The following is a 17,914-nucleotide window of genomic DNA, read 5'->3' as shown; positions in this document are numbered from 1 at the left end:
CACATAAATGCACTTTTGAGAAAATATTTGCATTCTTTTGCATATTTGCTTGTGAGGAGCGAATAGAAAAAGAAAATGCACATCACTGCATTGATGTGTATTTTTCTCTAAACTCCCGCGTGGGAGTTCTTCGGAAGTAGTTTATGTGGTGAGATATCGCTATCCTAGCATCTTTTCCTATGTATCTAGCGCCTAAAACTCGACAGTGTGGCGTAGATAATGAGATTTTTCTTTCATGTAAATGCAGATAAAGAAATGCCTAGTCGAGATATTCTCGCGCCTTAAAGCAGTGATTTAAGTTTTGCTCATCTTTATATAAAATGAGGTGCATCACATCATATATTTTATTCATAAAGTAACCGAAAAATGGTGCTAGAGTATCTCACGGTGCGTACCCGTGCATGCACATTGTGAAGCCACAACGTAACCCGCACTATGCACCAACACCTCACTCTTCCGTATTCACTCGTACCGAATGCACACCCGCGCCCTCAATGCGAGTCGGCAACGCTGCGCCGCACCGTGCGCACCCGGTACCACTCACCTCAAGGACGTCCATGCTTCGCATTGCTCGCCCCTCGCAGGTGCGCTCCTCACAGCGTTCCCTGCTGAGCTTCGTCACCGCAACCTGCCTGCTCTCGGCAAGCGTCATTCCCGCCGTCGCGGTACCCACCGCGCAGGCAAACCAGCCCAAGGCGACCCAGTCCGCGCAGGCTTCTACCGCCGCGCAGGTCTCCAACACCGCACAGGCCACTCAGTCCGCGCCCGTAGCGTACAACCGCTTCATCATCACCTACACCGATGAGGCGAAGAACGCCGCCTCCACCGACGCCACCGCAGACCAGATTGACTGGTCCGCAGCCGCCGGTACCCAGCAGGCAACCTGGAGCGACGCACTCTATGCGGGCATCACCTCCGACGTGCAGAGCATCGACGAGCTGCTGAACATTAAGACCAGCTACGTCCGCTCCACCGCGCTGGACGCCAGCGTGGTCACCACCTCCGCAGAGCTCACCCCCGCCCAGGCGCAGCAGTACATGAACGCTCTGAGCGCGAACTCCAAGGTTGCCTCCGTGTCGCCCGATATGCGCCGCTACGCCACCGTGGATAACACCTCGGAGCCCGTCAAGATTAACGACCCGAAGATGAACCGCATGTGGTCCCTCACCGGCGAGAAGGGCGTCTCTGCGCTGGAGGCGTGGGGCACCACCCGCGGCAAGGGCGTGACCGTGGCGGTGCTGGACTCCGGCATTACCGCCCACCCGGACCTGGACGCTAACGTGCTACCCGGCTACGACTTCATCGCCGAGTCGGCGTTCTCCAACGACGGTAACGGCCGCGACTCCGACCCGACCGATGCTGGCAACTGGACCGTAGATAACCAGTGCTTCACCGGTTCGAAGGCGACCGCCTCCGACTGGCACGGCACCCACGTGGCGGGCACTATTGCCGCTATCGCGAACAATAACGAAGGCATTGCCGGTGTGGCACCCGAGGCGAAGATTGTGCCCGTGCGCGTTCTGGGCGCCTGCGGCGGCTTCGACTCGGACATCACCGACGGTATTATCTGGGCTGCTGGCGGTAGCGTGCGCGGCGTTCCGGCAAACCAGAACCCCGCCCAGGTCATTAACATGTCCATCGGTAGCGAGGGCACCTGCACCACCCCGTACCGCCAGGCGATTGCTCAGGCGAATAAGCGCGGCTCCATCGTGGTTGTCGCGGCGGGTAACAACAACTTTGATGCCTCGAAGTCCAGCCCCGGCAACTGCGAGGACGTCATCAATGTGGGCGCAACCGATAAGAATGGCAAGCGCTCCTACTTCTCTAACTACGGCTCCCGCGTGGACGTGAGCGCACCCGGTGGCGACCGCCGCTACTGGGGTGGCGGTATTCTCTCCACCCTGAACGCCGGTAAGACTGCTCCCGGTAAGGCCGACTACGCCGAGTACCAGGGCACTTCCATGGCGGCACCGCATGTTGCCGGTATTGTGGCGCTCATGAAGTCGGTCGACCCGAAGCTGACGTATGCTCAGGCGAAGAAGGCTCTGCAATCCACCTCTCAGGGTGTTGAGTGCGACCAGTCCGCGTGCGGTTCCGGCATTGTGAATGCGGCGCGCGCGGTTCAGCAGGTCCGCTCCGACCGTGAGGCTGCCGATGCCGCCGCGGCTGAGGCGGCACGCAAGAAGGCTGAGGAGGAGGCCGCACGTAAGAAGGCGGCTGAAGAGGCGGCACGCAAGAAGGCTGAAGAGGACGCTAAGCGTCACCAGACCCCTGCACCGAAGGTGACCCCGGCGCCGGCTCCGAAGACTAACCGTCCGGTGACCCGCCCGTCCCGCCCGGTGACTCGCCCCTCGTACCCGTCGCGTCCGCGTCACGGTCACACTCCGCGTTACCGTTCCTGGTACGGTTCTTCTGCGAACACCTACCCGAGCAGCGGCTACCCGAACAATGGTTACCTGGGCTTCGCGACCGGTAACCACCGCTAGCCACTGTTACTAGTCGAAACTCTTTTTAGATGCGAAAAGCCCCCGATGAGTTCTTTCATCGGGGGCTTTTCTATGCCCGTAAACCTGCCCGTGAACCGGGGCTGTCTACGCTACAGGTAGCTTAGTGCTGCTCGTCTGCCTCGCGGGGCTTCTGGGCGGGGTTGGTGACTAGCGGTTCGTCCTGAGTGATGGGCTCGGCGTCACCGTTCAGGTCTTGGACCTGGGCATCTTCGGGGATTTCCATGGCGGGCGCGCCGGGAATCCGGTCGTAGTCACCGGTGAGGCTCTCGCCATTGGCTCCTGCCGTGAGAGCTTCTGCTGTCGCCTCGGCTGCCTCGTCGGTGGCGGCGCTGTCTGCAATCTTGGTGTTAGACGCTCCGGCGCTCAGACCCTTAGAAATGACCTTGCGCGGTCGCAGGTAGGTCACCCTGCCGTTCGCGTCCAGGTTTCCAGCCTTTTTCGCCAGGTTGAAGCTGTTGATAAGACCTCGTCCACAGAAGTACTTATCGCACTTGATGCGGATAGGCCTCATGAGGGTGAACGCCTCCTCGACCTGCTTAGTGGTCATGGAGGTGCCGTTGACCAGCTGCTGCGCCAGGAGTGCGGAGACGTGCGGTGCCGCCATGGAGGTGCCGCTCTCGTAGACGTAGGTGAACTTGGTATTATCCGGGCGGTCGAGGCTGTTCACGGACAGGGAGAGGATGTTCTCACCCGGTGCGGAGATGTTGACCCTCGTACCGTAGTTGGAGAACGATGCTCGTGTACCGGCCTTGGTGGTTGCGCCAACCGTGATGACGCCCATGCAGTTGGCGGGCGCGTACTTGGAGGCGTCCGTATTGCCGTTACCTGCCGCGGCAACCACGAGTGCGCCCTTGGAACGGGCGATGTTGATGGCGCGCTGGTAGGCGGCGGGGCACTGGGTTACGGTGCCGATGGACATGTTGATGATCTTAGCGGGGTAGGTGTTGTCCGGCACGCCGTCAACGTGTCCGCCTGCAGCCCAGATGATCGCGTCGGCAATGTCGGAGGTGCGGCCACCGCAGCGGCCCAGCACGCGCACGGGCTGCACGCGGGCGAGGTCGGCGACGCCGACAATGCCCATGCCGTTGTTACCGCGTGCGCCGATAATGCCCGCCACGTGGGTGCCGTGCCAGGTGGAGGTGTGGGCGTTCGCCTGGTCCTTACAGAGGTTGTAGGGTGCGTAGTCGCCTTCATCCAGGGGGTTGGGGTCGCGGCCGTTGCCGTCGCGGGCACTGAGCGGGTCGCTGACGAAGTCGTAGCCGTTCGCCATGCCGGTGACCAGGTCGGGGTGCGGCACATAGCCGGTGTCGAGTACGGCGACCTTCACGTATGCGCCGCGGCGCAGGCGCGCGTTACCGGTGTTCTGAACGCCGGTGGTGGGGTTGGTGAGGTTCCACTGCTTGCTGTACTGCGGGTCGTTGAACTGGAAAGTGATGTCGCCCTCTGCGGCGGGGTAGTTGATGTAGTCGGGCTCGACGGAGGCTACGTCCGGGTCGGAGGCGACCTTCGCCATGAACTCCTTCGCCTCGTTTTTGTTGAGGGTTTTGGAGGTCTGGATGACGGCGTCATCGGTGGAGGTACTGCGCAGGATTTGAGTGTCAACGTTCAGAGATTCACTGGCAACATCAACGGTGTCTTTAACATCATTAGCAATGTCTTGGATTGCATCCCGATTGCCTTCGTTCTGCTGCTTACGCTGCTTGGCTTCGTCGGTGTAGGTGACGATGAATCGGTCGAAGTTCTGCTGGGGGAGCGTGCCGGGGGCTGCCGCGGTGGGGGTGGTGGGGCGTGCTACGCCGTTGCGTGTGAGGGTGAGGGGGCTGACGGGGCCTTCAATCTGGGGCGCTGCCTGAGCTGCTGCCAGGATGGCTTCGTCGCTGGGTGCCTGCGCGAGGACGGTGGGCAGGTCGCCTCCGAAGAGGATGGCGCCGGCGGCGAGCAGGCTCAGTGCCGCGCGTGCGGGGCGCTTGCGGCGGGTGCAGGGGTGAGGAGGTGTTTCGGTGCGGCGTGCGCCGATGTATGGAAGCCTCATCTGGTTCTCCTGATGTAGGTGGTATGCGGACTGTGCGATGCGTACTGGTGTTTCCGTCTGTAGGTGCACGGGGTGCGTATAGGGTTTTTACGGGGCGGTAAAAAGGCCTGTTTTTGGGCGCGCTGAAGTAATGAATGGGGTGAGGGAATAGTGTTTCTTGGACTCTTTTTCGTACCGGAAGAACTCTTTTTTGGACGGTGTGCAACGTACGTTTCTAAGGTATCACTTCAAGGTGAGCTTGAGGGATTTTTGAGGTACTTTTCACGGGTTAATGTGCAGAAAATCAACCCGTGGAGGCTGAATAGTGCCCAATAGTTGAGAGTTTATGTAGGTAAAGCTTGAGGGTTAGGGTGTGTGATGCGGGCTGCGTGGCGCCTCTTGCGAGCCGGGGAGAAAGATAAATGTTTTAACACTATGGTGTAAGCACTGGAATGCATTAAAAATGCAGTTGATAGCAAAAAATAAAAATAGCCTGAAATACGCGCGAAATTAAATAAAAACCCGGTGGCAAAAACGCCGGGCAGCGCGCACCCCCGGCAGCGTGCGCCTCAGGCAATGCGTGCCTCCGGTAGGCACACAAAAACCGGGGCGGCCACCGCATAGGTGACCGCCCCGGCATCAGCAATTATCAGCACCAGTCAGGCTGGCGCTCGCTCACTGCGTGAAGAAGCGTCCTTAGGATGCGTAGGAGCCCAGCAGGCGAACCGCGCCGCCGTCCACGCCCTTAGCACCCTGAATGTAGTCGGCGCTGTTTGCCTCGGGCTCGCCAGCAGCAACAACATCGCCCATGATCCAGGAGGGGATACCGCGGTCGTTCAGGCGCTTGGTAGCAGCCTCAGCCACGGAGGGGTCAACGATAGCAATCATGCCCACGCCCAGGTTCAGGGTGCGCTCCAGGTCAGCCAGGGGCACGTTGCCCAGCGAACCAATCAGGGAGAAGATGGCGGGAATCTGCCAGGTGGAGCGGTCCACGCGGCCCTCCAGGCCCTGAGGCAGAACGCGAGCCAGGTTGGCAGCCAGACCGCCACCGGTCACGTGCGAGAAACCGCGCACACCGCTACCGGTGGTGCCGTCTTCGCCGTTGACGGGGAACGCCGCCGCCAGGTCCAGGCAGTCCGCAGCGTACACGCGGGTGGGTTCGAGCAGTTCCTCACCGATGGTGCGGCCCAGCTCGTCCACCTGGCGCTCCAGGCCCCAACCGGCAACGTTCAGGACCTTGCGGACCAGGGAGTAGCCGTTGGAGTGAATACCGGAGGACGCCATAGCGATCAGCACGTCGCCTTCGCGCACGCGGTCGGGGCCGAGCAACTCGTCAGCCTCAACCAGGCCGGTTGCTGCGCCCGCAACGTCGTACTCGTCTTCAGCGAGCAGGCCGGGGTGCTCAGCGGTCTCACCGCCAACCAGGGCGGTGCCAGCCTGTGCACATGCGCCAGCAATACCGCGCACAATATCAGCGATACGCTCGGGAACGACCTTGCCGGTGGCAATGTAGTCGGTCATGAACAGGGGCTTAGCGCCGCACACGACGATGTCGTCCACGACCATGCCGACCAGGTCGTAGCCGATGGTGTCGTGAATATCCAGAGCCTGCGCGATAGCGACCTTGGTGCCCACACCGTCGGTGGAGGTAGCCAGGTAGGGCTTGCGGTACTTGACCAGCTCGGAGACGTCGTACAGGCCCGCGAAGCCGCCCACGCCACCAACGACGGAGGAGTTGTGGGTCGCCTTGATAGCGCCCTTCATCAGCTCAACGGCGCGATCGCCAGCCTCTACGTCAACGCCTGCGCTCGCGTAGGTTACGGTGGTGGTGTTCTCGCTCATTTAGGATTCCTTCGGGGTAGTGGTAGCGGAGGAGTTTGCGGGGGTGCGGTCCTGCTCGGTGAGCAGTGCTTCGAGGTCGGCGTCGGGGCCGGGGTTGCACATGCCCATGCCGGCATCGTCTGCGGCAACCTGTACTGCGGAGGCGTCGAACTTCGTCTCGAGAGTTTCGGTGCCTTCGCGGGTCTCAATGGAGACAGCCTCGGCGTGCTCGGGCTTGGAGGGGACGGGGCGTTCCACGGTCACCTCTGCCGCCTTACCGGCGAGGGGGCCGCCCTTGCCCTTCTCTTCGGAGTCGAAGAGGGACTTGCCGCGTCGTTCCTCGCTGGGCAGCTCAATCGGGTATTCGCCGGTGAAGCATGCGGTACACATGTTTTCGGTGGGCTGCTCGGTGGCTGCCATCATGCCGTCCTGGGAGATGAAGCCGAGGGAATCGGCACCCAGGGAGGAAGCAATCTCATCCACGGACAGGCCGTTAGCGATCAGTTCCGCGCGGGAGGCGAAGTCAATACCGTAGAAGCAGGGCCACTTCACGGGCGGGGAGGAGATGCGCACGTGTACTTCCTTCGCTCCGGCTTCACGGAGCATACGCACGAGGGCGCGCTGGGTGTTACCGCGAACGATGGAGTCGTCAATCACAACGAGGCGCTTACCCGCCACCACGGACTTCAGCGGGTTCAACTTGAGTCGAATACCCAGCTGGCGGATGGTCTGCGAGGGCTGAATGAAGGTTCGACCCACGTACGCGTTCTTGACCAGGCCGTTACCGTAGGGAATACCGGACTCTTCGGCGTAACCAATCGCGGCGGGAACACCGGATTCGGGGGTAGGCATGACCAGGTCAGCATCGACGGCGTGCTCGCGTGCGAGCTGACGGCCCATTTCTACGCGGGATTCGTAGACGCTACGGCCGGAGATGGTGGTGTCCGGGCGAGCGAGGTAAACGTACTCAAAGACGCAGCCGGCGGGCTTTGCCTCAGCGAAGCGCTGGGAACGCAGGCCGTTCTCGTCGATGGTGATGAATTCGCCGGGCTCAACTTCACGTACGAAGGACGCGCCGACAATGTCCAGTGCCGCGGTTTCGGAGGCGACAACCCAGCCGCGCTCCAGGCGACCGAGCACGAGCGGGCGCACGCCCTGGGGGTCGCGTGCGGCGTAGAGGGTGTGCTCATCCATGAAGGTGAGGCAGAAAGCACCGCGCAGGGTGGGCAGCAGGTCGAGTGCTGCCTCTTCGAGGGAATCGAAGTCGTGCTCCGCCAGCAGGGCGGTGACGAGCGCGGTGTCGGTGGTGTTGCCCTGGGCGAGCTCGCCGTGCTTGGGGGGCTTGCCGCCGTTCTTTTCGATCAGACGCTCGTAGAGGTCTGCCGAGTTGGTGAGGTTACCGTTGTGCGCCAGGCAGAGCGTGCCGTGCGGGGTGGTACCGAGGGTGGGCTGTGCGTTAGCCCAGTGGGATGCGCCGGTGGTGGAGTATCGGGCGTGGCCGATAGCGTGGTCGCCGGGCATGGAGCTGAGGGTGGCTTCGTCAAAGACCTGGGAGACGAGTCCCATATCTTTGTACACGTGGATACGTTTGCCGTTACTGGTTGCGATACCTGCTGATTCCTGGCCGCGGTGCTGGAGTGCGTACAGGCCGTAGTAGGTTAGCTTTGCCACGTCCTCGCCGGGTGCCCAGACACCGAAGACGCCGCAGGCGTCCTTGGGGCCGTGGTCAATCGGATCGAGGTCGTGAGTGAGTTTTCCGTCGGGGCGAATCAATTCACTTCTTTTCGACGTTGGGACTGCGGATGCGTCTGCGCGGGCGCAAGACGGATGTGTGTTTCTGTACTCGCACCTGCCTGTGTGTGCGGTAGCATACACCAGACCCTTAAAAGTGTACCGGGTTTCAGTCTAGACGTGGTGAAGGATACGCTAAATACCTCAGTATGGACGGCTATTAGCGGCTTCTGGCCGCAGAAGGCTACAGAAGCCGCGAAAACTTGGGGCCTGCTGTGTACTTATAGGAGCAGTACCTAGAAGAGCGGCAGCACCTAAAAAAGTGGCAGCAGGGTAGAGAGGTCGCTACGCTCGCCGGAGGCGTCGAGCACCCCAGCGGCGACCGCCTGCTCCCACGAGCATTCGCCCAGCACCAGTGCCGCCCAAACAACCGGTGAGGTTTCCACAACCGAGGGCGGGGTGCCTCGCGTGTGGCGGGGGCCCGCCACGCACTGGGTCACGCCCAGCGGGGGCACACGCACCTCCACGCTATTGCCGGGGGCGAGGGTCGCCAGCTCTTCGAGGGTGAAACGCACAAAGGTTGCGCGCACGGAGCGGGGGAGAGCCGCGAACGCCCGTTCTAGTTCAGCGGGTACGGGAACGGCTTCGGAAGGCTCAGAATCATAGGAAGCGAAGAGTGCACGCACCTCACGCACCGCCGCCATGCCCGCCTCCTCGCTGGTTTTGCGTCGAATCGCCACGACTACTTTCCTTCCGGGGCGCCGGTATTGAGCTCCCCAGTGGTGAAGAGCTCCTCATGTACGCGCAGCTCGCCAACCTCGACCGGCTGACCGTCCACGTATCCGCCGGTCACGGGGCGAACCACCAGCGCGAGCAGGCGCTCGCATTCTTCGGCGCTCAGGTAGCCGCCAGCAACCAGTGCACGTAGCGCTACGGCGTACATGGCGCGGTGGGTGCCGTCGCTCATCTTCACTACCACGGAGGCGCCCGAACGCAGGCCGATGCAGAGCACGCCCTCCGCGCCGCTCTTGACGATTGCGTCCAGTTCTTCGCTGAGCGCGGTATCGGGGTAGCCGGGTGCCTGAATCAGTTCGGGGTAGTCCACCATGGCGGTTGCGACCGTGGAGGCGCGCGCATCCGCCCCGAGATTACGGATTGCCGAACCCAGGGCCGAGTAGGCGCGTGCGGCACCCAGCAGGGAAACCGCGTGCACGGGTGCGCCGCAACCGTCTACGCCGATGGCGGCTACCGGTTCGCCGGTGAACGCCTCAATTTCTTCGGTAATGACCCGCTGCAGCGGGTGTTTGGGGTCGAGGTAGTTGTGCAGGGTCCAGTTCTGCGAGCCTTCTTCCAGGTCGCCGCGCTCAAGCTTGGCGGTGCACGCCCACAGGAAGGCGGCGTGCTTGCCGGAGCAGGGGTGCGCTAGGGCAGTAGCGGCAAGGTTCGCCTGAATCATGGCATGGTGTGCCTGCTTATCGGAGGGGAGCGCGGGCTTGAGCGCCAGGTTCGCCGGGGTGAGCGGGTTGGTTTCGGTGCTGCCCTGGGTGAGTACGTCCTGTACGGCGCGCATCTGCTCGAAGGTGCCGCAGTGCGAGCCACAGGCGATAGCGACCTGGGAACCGCGCAGGGGCGCGCCCGCCTTCATGGAGCCGATTGCCTGCAGGGGTTTGGCGGCGGAGCGCAGGTAGAAGGGTTCGTGAATATCGCCGAGGGCAAGCTGAATTTCGCCATCGGGGCCGAGCAGAATGAGGCGGCCGCGGTGGCGTGCCTCGACAAAGTTGTTGCGGGTGAGCTGTGCCAGTTCTACGTCGAAGGCGCTGCCCTGATTAGTGGTGTGAGTGGTGGCCTGTGAGGTGGTGCTGTTGGTCATTCTTCTAGTTTAAACGGGGCGTATTGCATCGCCCTATTTGTGCGGTGAAAGGTAGCTGAAAACGGGGTTTTATATGTACCTGATAAGCAATGTGAGGAAGCGTATAGTCCTCAAAAGGTTGATTTTATGAGTCACTCATTTTTATAATGGTAGGGTGCTCATCGCGCAGAACACCTTCAAAGGTGGCTCTGAGGCAAGCATCGTGAGCGAGGCACAGCCCGCACGATTCCCTCACTACAGGTAGCCTCCGCATCAACCCTGCGCACCGCATAGGACCGATCGACGTATAGACGTCACCGCCCAACATATATGGCGAAGACCAAGGCAGCGGCATATGAGCTTTTTCTCCACTTACCCACCCCTAAACGGTACGCTGAGCCCTCACGCGCTCGCTTGCCACCCCCACCCTAAACCTCACCCTTAAGGTGAATATGTCGGTACGAAGCCATAGTGTTTAGAACTCGGGGCTTACAGGGATTTTGCACCGTTACTTCCCTCCACTTTTCTAGGTGGCTCATACGGCGCACACAATTACGTAAAGGAGTACATCCATGGCAGAGCAGAACAACACCTCTACCTCCGCACAGAACTCTTCCCCCAAGGGCGGTTTGAGCGCAGAATCTGAATTCCACGCTAAGTTCTTCCCCATCCTGGCCCGTGTTGCTTCTGTGACTGCAGTGCTCATGTACGTCTTCTACTTCCCGCAGATTATCGGTAACCTGAGCGGTCACAAGGGCGACTGGATTCAGCCTCTGGTCGCGGCTATCAACTGCACCCTGTGGGTTCTGTACGGTCTGTGGCGCCCCAAGAAGGACGTTCCGATTATCATCGCGAACGCTCCCGGTATTGTCTTCGGTGGCCTGGCTGCTATTACCGCCCTCATCTAAGGCTTTAGCTTGATTCGGTAGCTTCGGCTGCTAAGCTGTGCGGCTCTTCTCCCAGCGCGCATTCGTATGAATGTGCCGCTACATGAGAAGAGCCGCATTTTTAGTGTGCTCAGCTCACATTTTTGAGAGGGTACCGGGTACCCTAAATACTATGAAGGTTTTGGTACTGGGCCCCGGCGGCCGTGAACACGCTATTATCCGTGCGCTTCTGCGCGACCCTGAGGTAACCGAGGTGCACAGCGCCCCCGGCAACGCCGGTATTGCTCAGGATGTTCCCGTCCACGCAATTGATGCGAATGATCCCGCCCAGGCAACCGCCCTGGCACGCGAACTGAACGCTGACCTGGTCGTTATTGGCCCGGAGGCGCCGCTGGTCGCCGGTGTTTCTGACGCACTGCGTGAGGCGGGTTTTGATGTTTTCGGCCCCTCTGCAGCTGCCGCTCAGCTGGAGGGTTCTAAGGCTTTCGCTAAGCAGGTCATGGAAGAGGCTTCCGTGCCGACTGCCCGCGCCTACGTGGCAACGAACGCCGCTGAGGCGCAGGCGGCACTGGACGAATTCGGCGCACCCTACGTGGTCAAGGACGACGGCCTGGCTGCAGGTAAGGGCGTTGTGGTGACCGAGGACCGTGCTGCGGCGCTGGAGCACGCTCAGGCTTGCTTCAACGCTGGCGGCACCGTGGTCATCGAAGAGTTCCTGGACGGCCCCGAGGTGTCCCTCTTCGTCATCTCTGACGGTAAGAACGTTCTGCCGCTGTCCCCGGCTCAGGACTTCAAGCGCATTTTCGACAACGACGAGGGCCCGAACACCGGCGGTATGGGCGCCTACACCCCGCTTCCCTGGCTGCCCGAGGGCTTCGTACAGGAGGTCGTGGAGAAGGTTGCCCGCCCGACCGTGGCACGTATGGCTGAGCGCGGCACCCCGTTCGTGGGCGTGCTCTTCTGCGGTCTGGCTGTGACCAGCCGCGGCGTGCGCGTTATCGAGTTCAACGCCCGCTTTGGCGACCCGGAAACCCAGGCGGTTCTGGCGCGTCTGCGCACCCCGCTGGGTCAGCTGCTGCGCGCGGCTGCTCGCGGTGAAATTTCTGAGGGTACCGAGCTGGATTGGGATCCCCGCACCGCAGTGGACGTGGTTATGGCTGCCGAGAACTACCCGGACACTCCCCGCAAGGGTGACGTCATCTCCGGTCTGGATGAGGCGAACGCCCTGGAGGGTGTGCACGTAATTCACGCGGGTACTGTCGCATCCGAGGAGGGTGTGCTGACCGCTGGCGGTCGTGTGCTGGCTGTTGTTGCTCTCGGCGATGATTTGGCTGCCGCCCGTAACGCCGCCTACGAGGGCGTTCGCGCTATCTCTTGGGCTGGAGCGCAGTACCGCACCGATATCGCGCTGAAGGCCGTGGAGAACCGCATCCAGATTCCCGCCCCGCGCGGCTAAAACCTAAGGTGACCGGCTTCCCCGCTTGAGGGTGGGGGAGCCGGTCGCTTCTTTGCCACTCGCTTCTTTATTCCTCGCCGTCTCAGCTTTTCCCTGGTTCATTTCCTCGGCTCGGGAGTGCTGACGGCGGCCGGGGCAGGGTGGGTTCTCAAGATTGTGCCGTATTGATGCCCAATTGGCACTATCGGGAGCCGTGCCTGTCGCGGTATTGTAATTACACAGACTTTTTGCATCCACATCACACCACCTCATCAGGAGAAATTCTCATGACTTCTCGTTCTAACCCCGTGGAGATTCCGGGCTGGACTCACATTTATTCCGGCAAGGTCCGCGACCTGTACGTTCCGAATGAGGAACGTTTTGACGCTACCGGCCTGACCGTCAATGATGACGCTGAGCTGCGTGCCGGTTCGGTCATGGTTGTTGCCTCGGACCGTATTAGCGCGTTTGACCGTATTCTGCCCACCGAGATCCCGGATAAGGGCAAGATTCTGACTCAGATGTCCCTGTGGTGGTTTGAGCAGCTTAAGCAGGTTCCGAACCACGTGCTGTCCACTGACGTTCCGGATGTTGTGGCTGGCCGCGCAATGATTTGTCGTTCGCTGAACATGTTCCCGGTGGAGTGCATTGTGCGCGGTTACCTGACCGGTTCGGGTCTGACTGTGTACAACGAGACCGGTGAGATTGCTGGTGTGAAGCTGCCTGCGGGCCTGGTGGATGGTTCCCGCCTGGACACCCCGATTTTCACTCCGACCGGTAAGGCTGAGGTGGGTGAACATGATGAGTTGGTGACCCGTGAGGAGCTGTACGCTGAGGTGGGTCAGCCGGTGGGTGAGCGCCTGGAGGAGCTGAGCCTGAGCCTGTACACCACTGCGGAGAAGATTGCTCGTGAGCAGGGCATTATTCTGGCGGATACCAAGATGGAGTTCGGTACCGATTCGTACCGCGGCGAGATTACCCTGGGTGATGAGGTGCTGACCCCGGATTCGTCGCGTTTCTGGGATGCTCAGCAGTACGAGCCGGGTCGTCCGCAGCCGAGCTTCGATAAGCAGTATGTGCGTGACTGGCTGCGTTCTCCGGAGTCGGGTTGGGACGGTTCGGATAACGTACCGCACCTGCCTGAGGAGGTTGTGGAGAAGACTCGTGCCCGTTACGTTGAGGCGTATGAGCGTCTGACCGGCACGAAGTTCTAAACTCAATTTTTGAGGCTCAATAAGTCTTTGAATAGCTAAAGGGCGGTGCCCCGGAAGATCAGTCTTCCGGGGCACCGCCCTTTAATCGCTAGGCACTTATTGCAGGAGCTCAAGCGGCTGAACCTTCGTCGCCGCGTAGGCGGGCAATGCACCCGCCACGATACCCACAGCCAAGCCGAGGAAAGGAATCCCCAGGATAAGGGGTGGCAGAGATAGCGCCCATCCGTTGAGAAGGCACACAACCCAGGAACCGAGAATACCGAGGATGAAGCCTCCAAGAGCGCCCAGGGCCCCGAGGAGAGCTGCCTCCGCCAGGAAGCTCACCGCCACATCTCGCCGTCCCAATCCCAGGGCACGGTTGATGCCGATTTCCCGGCGGCGTTCCCAGACCGAAATCTGCATGGTCATCACAATGCCGAAGCTTGTCGAAACGATAAGAACCGCCAGGATGATGGTCGTAAGAGCTCGACTGTCCTTTGTCAGGGAAGCACGAAGAGTCACCGGTGAGGGTGGAATCTCAATGTTTGTGTCAACGGGGGAGCGTTGCGGATCAAGTACCTGCTTGAGCTGTTCCGCAACCGTATCTGCGCTTCCAGGGTTCACGATGACGTCCATACCGCGTTGCAGGGTGTGGGCTTGCGGCAAGAAAGTGGAGGTGGTCGGCAAGATAAGAGCGCTACTGAGAGCCGCGTTCTTACCGCCGTCCCGGATAATGCCGAGCACGTAGGCTCGCATTCCGTTGACCTCAATCATGTTCCGCCCGGGCTCAGTACTGACCCCCAGCTCTTTCGCGAGGGCAACCCCCAGATAGACGGTAGGCTCACCGGGGCGTTCGCGGGCAGGCTCCGAAAATTGCCCTTCGACAATGTGCGCGCCTCGTGCTTTCAAACCTGCTTCCGAGACAACTGCGAGGGGCGTCTGTTGGCCCTCATGTCCCGGTCTGTTGACCTGCGGACGCGTTGTTTGCGTATCGATGGTGACTGTACCGGCAGCTTTGACCTCTGGCACTTGGTTTACGCGCCAGAGCAGTTCTTCCTCCGGTATATCCCAGGTCTGCGGCTGGAGGCGCACACCGAGCCGGGTGGAATCGTAGCTGGCTAGCTGCGAGCTTGTATTGAGCGCTGACGACTCGCTGACACCCACCAGCATGATGATGGTGGTTGTTCCCGCGAGCATTGCCAGTACCGTGAGCAGGTTGCGGCGCCAACGGCGGACAACGGCGAGGAGAGCGTAGTGAAGGTTGTTCCTTAGCATCTATCCTCCCCTGACTACTGGTTCTTTGAGCGCTTGGTGGGCCGAGTCTTCGGGACTAGCGAGTTCGGGGCTCACGAGCATCCCATCGACCATGTGTAGCTGTCGGTCGCAACGAGCCGCAATATCGGGCTCATGGGTGATAATGACCAGGCTTTGCTTCTCTTCACGACCGGCGAGGAGCAGATCCAACACCTTGTGAGAGTTTTCAGTGTCGAGGTTTCCTGTAGGCTCATCGCACAGCAGGATGCGCGGGGCGCAGGCTAACGCACGCGCAACCGCGACTCGTTGCTGTTCACCACCGGACATGTTGCGTGGAAGAACCTCCAGGCGGTGCCCCAGACCCACCTGTTCGAGTGCCTGCAACGCACGCTGATGTGCCTGACGGCCCGGTACGCCGCGCATCCGGAGGGTATGAGCAATGTTCTCGGTAGCGTTCAGATGAGCGATAAGGTGGTACGCCTGAAAGACGAAAGCAATATGCTCACGGCGTGCCACAGTTCGCTCGGCGTCGCTGGCGGTGCCCATGTTCTGACCTAGTATTTTCAGCTCACCTTCAGAGGGCTGATCGAGCAGCCCGATGATGGAGAGGAGCGTAGATTTTCCACTTCCGGAGGCGCCGGTAATAGCCACCGATTCACCTTCATGAATGCTGAGGGTTGCGTTTTTTAGCGCCCAGGTGGAGGGCGGAAAGAAACGCGCAATATTGCGGCACTCGATATTAGGTTTTGTTGCGGTAGCGCTCGCGGGGAGGGCACGTTCTGTCTCGTGATGAGGCATTTTAGCGCTCCTTCAGCTTCACGACGGTACCTGCCTTGAGTTCTGCGGCGGGGTTGACGAGCTCGCAGATTCCGGCGGAGCACACACCGAGGGTGACGGGAACGCTCTGACCGTTATCCAGGGTGATGGAGTGCGTTCCGTTTTCTTCGGTTTTGACGGCTGCTTCGAGCACCGCGAGGGCGTTTTCAGCGCCTCGGTTGAGTGTTACGGTTGCCTGAAAACGCGTTGACGCCGTGGTGTTTTCCGGCAAGTCGACTGTGATGGGGTAGCGCTTCCGGGCGGTAGCTCCCGATGCGGAGGTGTCACTGTTAGGTCGCGCGCTGTTCTGCACGCCGTTGGAGGCACCTGCGTTAGCGCCGCCGTCAGCATTCGTTGAGCCTTCGGGTGTGAGGGCTGCGCCTAGGGTGCCTTCGAGCGGGCTTCCGTTGTCGGTAAGAATCTGGACTTTCTGACCCTCAGCGAGTTCATTGCTGAGAGCGCTACCGTCCGCGGAGAGTACCAGACGGTATCCACCCGCGGATAGGGTGCACAGCGCCGGAGTTGAGGTTTGGCCTTTGGTGCCGCAGCTGTTGTCTACTGTGTATTCATTGCCGTCGGCGAAGAGGTATTCAGAGAGCGGCAGGGCGGTGCTGTAGCGTCCTTCTTCGGTTCGGTCAGTATCCCCGGGAGGGTAGTAGCCACGATCCAGGTAGAAACGGTAGACAGCGTTGGCGGTTGCTTCGCCGTAGTTTCCTTCCTCATCCCAGATGCTGTAGCCGAGTGATTCAAGAGCTTCTTGGAGCTGTTTAACGTCATCGCCGCGGGCACCTACGGCAAGGTCGCGGTAGGCGGGGATGCTACCTTTGAACGCAATGATGGGACGCTCGTTAACGGTAGTGATAATTGAGCCGTTACTCAGCCGAGTACTCGCTTTAGCACCGTCCCTGGTCACCACTCCCTGAGGGGTTCCCACGGTGTAGCTTCGGGCGGCTGACACGCTAACTTCTCCCGAGTAGGTGCGGGTAACAGTCTGCGTGCTGATGCGGGTTGTTAGTTGCGCGGCGCGGGACGGCTGCGCGTTGGATTCAACATTGGTGCGTAGCCCCGTATTGAGTGCGTAGATGGAGAACCCACCGGTGATGACGAGCAGAATGACGAGCACTGGAACCAGGTAGGCGCGTACGGTTGCCGTCATGGCGGTGCGGCGGGGGTTTTCTGAACTCTGCTGCGTGTTCATGGGTTCACCTTTCTACGGTGAAATACGGGGCGGAATAAAGGGGTGTATCCTCTGCTCTCATCCGCGGGTGAAAGCGGTTGAGAGCAGAGGATCGGTAGAAAAATCTCGCTAGAAAATGTCCAACGAGGAATCAGCGTTTACTATTTGCCGTTGGCTAGTTGCCCTTGGCTAGTTGCCGTTGACTAGAGATGCGGCACGCTCCTGTGCCTGACGTTCAATATCGCGTACTTCAAGGATGAGCGGCTCATGCTCATTGAGCCAGGTCGCGGCCTTTTCGTAGTAAATATTCTGTGCCTTAGTCAGAATCCCAGTGGATTTCTGGCAGTTGTAGTCGGCGTGAGCTAGGGCCTGCTCTTCCGCGTTGGCTGCTGCATTGGTTGCCTTGTACTTACCCCAGGTTTTCTCTGCGTAGCTGGGAGCATCTCCGAAGTGCTGGATATCTGCGTATCCGCTTTCTTTCATGCAGGCACCGTAGGTGGTGTCATTACGGTAGTATTTCCCCATTTCTTCTACTGCGTTGTTTTTGGATCCGCCCGTGATGAGTTCGTTAACGAAGTTGGTGTATTTGAGGTAGTTTTCTGCTGAGCCGAAGACAGCTTCTGCCGCACGTCCGATGCATGAATCTGTTGCCATGCCGACCTGGGCACCGCTGCTCATGGTGATGGTGATAGTTTTACTGTCTGGGGCTTGAGGGTCGCCCAGGAACGCCTTCTGATATGCCGGGTTTTCCATCGCGGGTGCATTGCTGGAGCTAGCGTTGCCCTGCCGGGTGGACCAGTATCCCTGGGTGGCCGCTTCTTCGTTGGCGAAGTGGGCGCCACTCATCGCAAGTTCATGAACGGAGGCGCCGTAAATAATATTCTGGTTACCGGAGTAGGTGAAGGACTTCTCGCTCATGCACTTTTTGACCTCGTTGACGAGGGCCACGTTAATATCCGGGGAGGGATTCTCGTAGCTTGCCAGGACATTACGAATGTCTTGCTTAACTTCAACGGTGGTGGAGCAACTCGATACGCCCAGGCAACAGGCAATACCGATAAGGGCGAGGGGTGTGAAGGGCTTCTTTGCCATGGACTTCACCTTTCTCAAGCATCATTGATGGGCGAGAACCGGCAGTGATACGAGCGTATCGTGAGGGCTACCTACAGACCTGCTATATGGCGTGAACCTGCGTTTTGTGGGGTAGAACCTTGGTGAGCCGATTACTAAGTA

13 protein-coding genes are annotated in these 17,914 nt (G+C 60.3%); 4 read left to right on the top strand and 9 right to left on the bottom strand.

From position 1 onward, the window contains the following. Positions 1-557 precede the first annotated feature (557 nt). Complete coding sequence (locus AB8C10_RS00065) at positions 558-2,486, top strand: S8 family peptidase (protein ID WP_368866437.1); 1,929 nt, start codon at positions 558-560, stop codon at positions 2,484-2,486. A gap of 121 nt (positions 2,487-2,607) precedes the next feature. Here the strand turns inward: AB8C10_RS00065 and AB8C10_RS00060 are convergent, their stop codons facing one another. The 5 genes from AB8C10_RS00060 to AB8C10_RS00040 form a co-directional block, all read right to left on the bottom strand. After that, positions 2,608-4,539: a S8 family peptidase gene (locus AB8C10_RS00060; protein WP_368866436.1), complete on the bottom strand. Its 1,932-nt coding sequence runs from the start codon at positions 4,537-4,539 to the stop codon at positions 2,608-2,610. A 675-nt stretch (positions 4,540-5,214) separates the two neighbouring features. Beyond that, positions 5,215-6,360, bottom strand: coding sequence for a phosphoribosylformylglycinamidine cyclo-ligase (gene purM / locus AB8C10_RS00055; protein ID WP_044150117.1), 1,146 nt, complete (start codon positions 6,358-6,360; stop codon positions 5,215-5,217). After that, entirely contained in the window at positions 6,361-8,112 is a 1,752-nt protein-coding gene (gene purF / locus AB8C10_RS00050) for an amidophosphoribosyltransferase (protein WP_368866435.1), read from the bottom strand. A 272-nt stretch (positions 8,113-8,384) separates the two neighbouring features. Beyond that, entirely contained in the window at positions 8,385-8,810 is a 426-nt protein-coding gene (locus AB8C10_RS00045) for a sterol carrier family protein (RefSeq protein ID WP_368866434.1), read from the bottom strand. Positions 8,811-8,812: 2 nt separating this feature from the next. Next, positions 8,813-9,940: an asparaginase gene (locus AB8C10_RS00040; RefSeq protein WP_368866433.1), complete on the bottom strand. Its 1,128-nt coding sequence runs from the start codon at positions 9,938-9,940 to the stop codon at positions 8,813-8,815. A 551-nt stretch (positions 9,941-10,491) separates the two neighbouring features. On the opposite strand from AB8C10_RS00040, the gene AB8C10_RS00035 reads away from it, so the two are divergent. The 3 genes from AB8C10_RS00035 (at position 10,492) to AB8C10_RS00025 (ending at position 13,455) form a co-directional block, all read left to right on the top strand. After that, a complete protein-coding gene (locus AB8C10_RS00035) occupies positions 10,492-10,827 on the top strand; it encodes a hypothetical protein (protein ID WP_314360490.1) in 336 nt (111 codons plus the stop codon). A gap of 151 nt (positions 10,828-10,978) precedes the next feature. Then, on the top strand, positions 10,979-12,262 hold the full coding sequence (purD, locus tag AB8C10_RS00030) for a phosphoribosylamine--glycine ligase (RefSeq protein WP_294630178.1): 1,284 nt from the start codon (positions 10,979-10,981) through the stop codon (positions 12,260-12,262). 266 nt (positions 12,263-12,528) lie between these two features. Then, entirely contained in the window at positions 12,529-13,455 is a 927-nt protein-coding gene (locus AB8C10_RS00025; RefSeq protein WP_368866432.1) for a phosphoribosylaminoimidazolesuccinocarboxamide synthase, read from the top strand. Positions 13,456-13,551: 96 nt separating this feature from the next. Here the strand turns inward: AB8C10_RS00025 and AB8C10_RS00020 are convergent, their stop codons facing one another. The 4 genes from AB8C10_RS00020 to AB8C10_RS00005 form a co-directional block, all read right to left on the bottom strand. After that, on the bottom strand, positions 13,552-14,709 hold the full coding sequence (locus tag AB8C10_RS00020) for an ABC transporter permease (protein WP_368866431.1): 1,158 nt from the start codon (positions 14,707-14,709) through the stop codon (positions 13,552-13,554). Continuing rightward, positions 14,710-15,486, bottom strand: coding sequence for an ABC transporter ATP-binding protein (locus AB8C10_RS00015; RefSeq protein WP_368866430.1), 777 nt, complete (start codon positions 15,484-15,486; stop codon positions 14,710-14,712). A 1-nt stretch (position 15,487) separates the two neighbouring features. Continuing rightward, positions 15,488-16,702 carry a peptidoglycan-binding protein gene (locus tag AB8C10_RS00010; RefSeq protein WP_368866429.1) on the bottom strand — a complete coding sequence of 405 codons (1,215 nt, stop codon included), beginning with the start codon at positions 16,700-16,702 and terminating at the stop codon, positions 15,488-15,490. 168 nt (positions 16,703-16,870) lie between these two features. Continuing rightward, positions 16,871-17,773: an adenylate cyclase gene (locus AB8C10_RS00005; protein ID WP_368866428.1), complete on the bottom strand. Its 903-nt coding sequence runs from the start codon at positions 17,771-17,773 to the stop codon at positions 16,871-16,873. Positions 17,774-17,914 lie beyond the last annotated feature (141 nt).

It is taken from the genome of Rothia mucilaginosa (genome assembly GCF_964210535.1).
GTDB classification, from domain to species: domain Bacteria; phylum Actinomycetota; class Actinomycetes; order Actinomycetales; family Micrococcaceae; genus Rothia; species Rothia mucilaginosa_F.
Note: the sequence above shows the minus strand (reverse complement) of the source record. Positions and strands in the feature narration are given on the sequence as shown.

Coding starts and splice junctions, on each gene's coding strand:
- AB8C10_RS00065 (WP_368866437.1), top strand. CDS start 558: ATGCTTCGCATTGCTCGCCCCTCGCAGGTGCGCTCCTCACAGCGTTCC.
- AB8C10_RS00060 (WP_368866436.1), bottom strand. CDS start 4,539: ATGAGGCTTCCATACATCGGCGCACGCCGCACCGAAACACCTCCTCAC.
- purM (WP_044150117.1), bottom strand. CDS start 6,360: ATGAGCGAGAACACCACCACCGTAACCTACGCGAGCGCAGGCGTTGAC.
- AB8C10_RS00040 (WP_368866433.1), bottom strand. CDS start 9,940: ATGACCAACAGCACCACCTCACAGGCCACCACTCACACCACTAATCAG.
- AB8C10_RS00035 (WP_314360490.1), top strand. CDS start 10,492: ATGGCAGAGCAGAACAACACCTCTACCTCCGCACAGAACTCTTCCCCC.
- purD (WP_294630178.1), top strand. CDS start 10,979: ATGAAGGTTTTGGTACTGGGCCCCGGCGGCCGTGAACACGCTATTATC.
- AB8C10_RS00025 (WP_368866432.1), top strand. CDS start 12,529: ATGACTTCTCGTTCTAACCCCGTGGAGATTCCGGGCTGGACTCACATT.
- AB8C10_RS00020 (WP_368866431.1), bottom strand. CDS start 14,709: ATGCTAAGGAACAACCTTCACTACGCTCTCCTCGCCGTTGTCCGCCGT.
- AB8C10_RS00015 (WP_368866430.1), bottom strand. CDS start 15,486: ATGCCTCATCACGAGACAGAACGTGCCCTCCCCGCGAGCGCTACCGCA.
- AB8C10_RS00010 (WP_368866429.1), bottom strand. CDS start 16,702: ATGAACACGCAGCAGAGTTCAGAAAACCCCCGCCGCACCGCCATGACG.
- AB8C10_RS00005 (WP_368866428.1), bottom strand. CDS start 17,773: ATGGCAAAGAAGCCCTTCACACCCCTCGCCCTTATCGGTATTGCCTGT.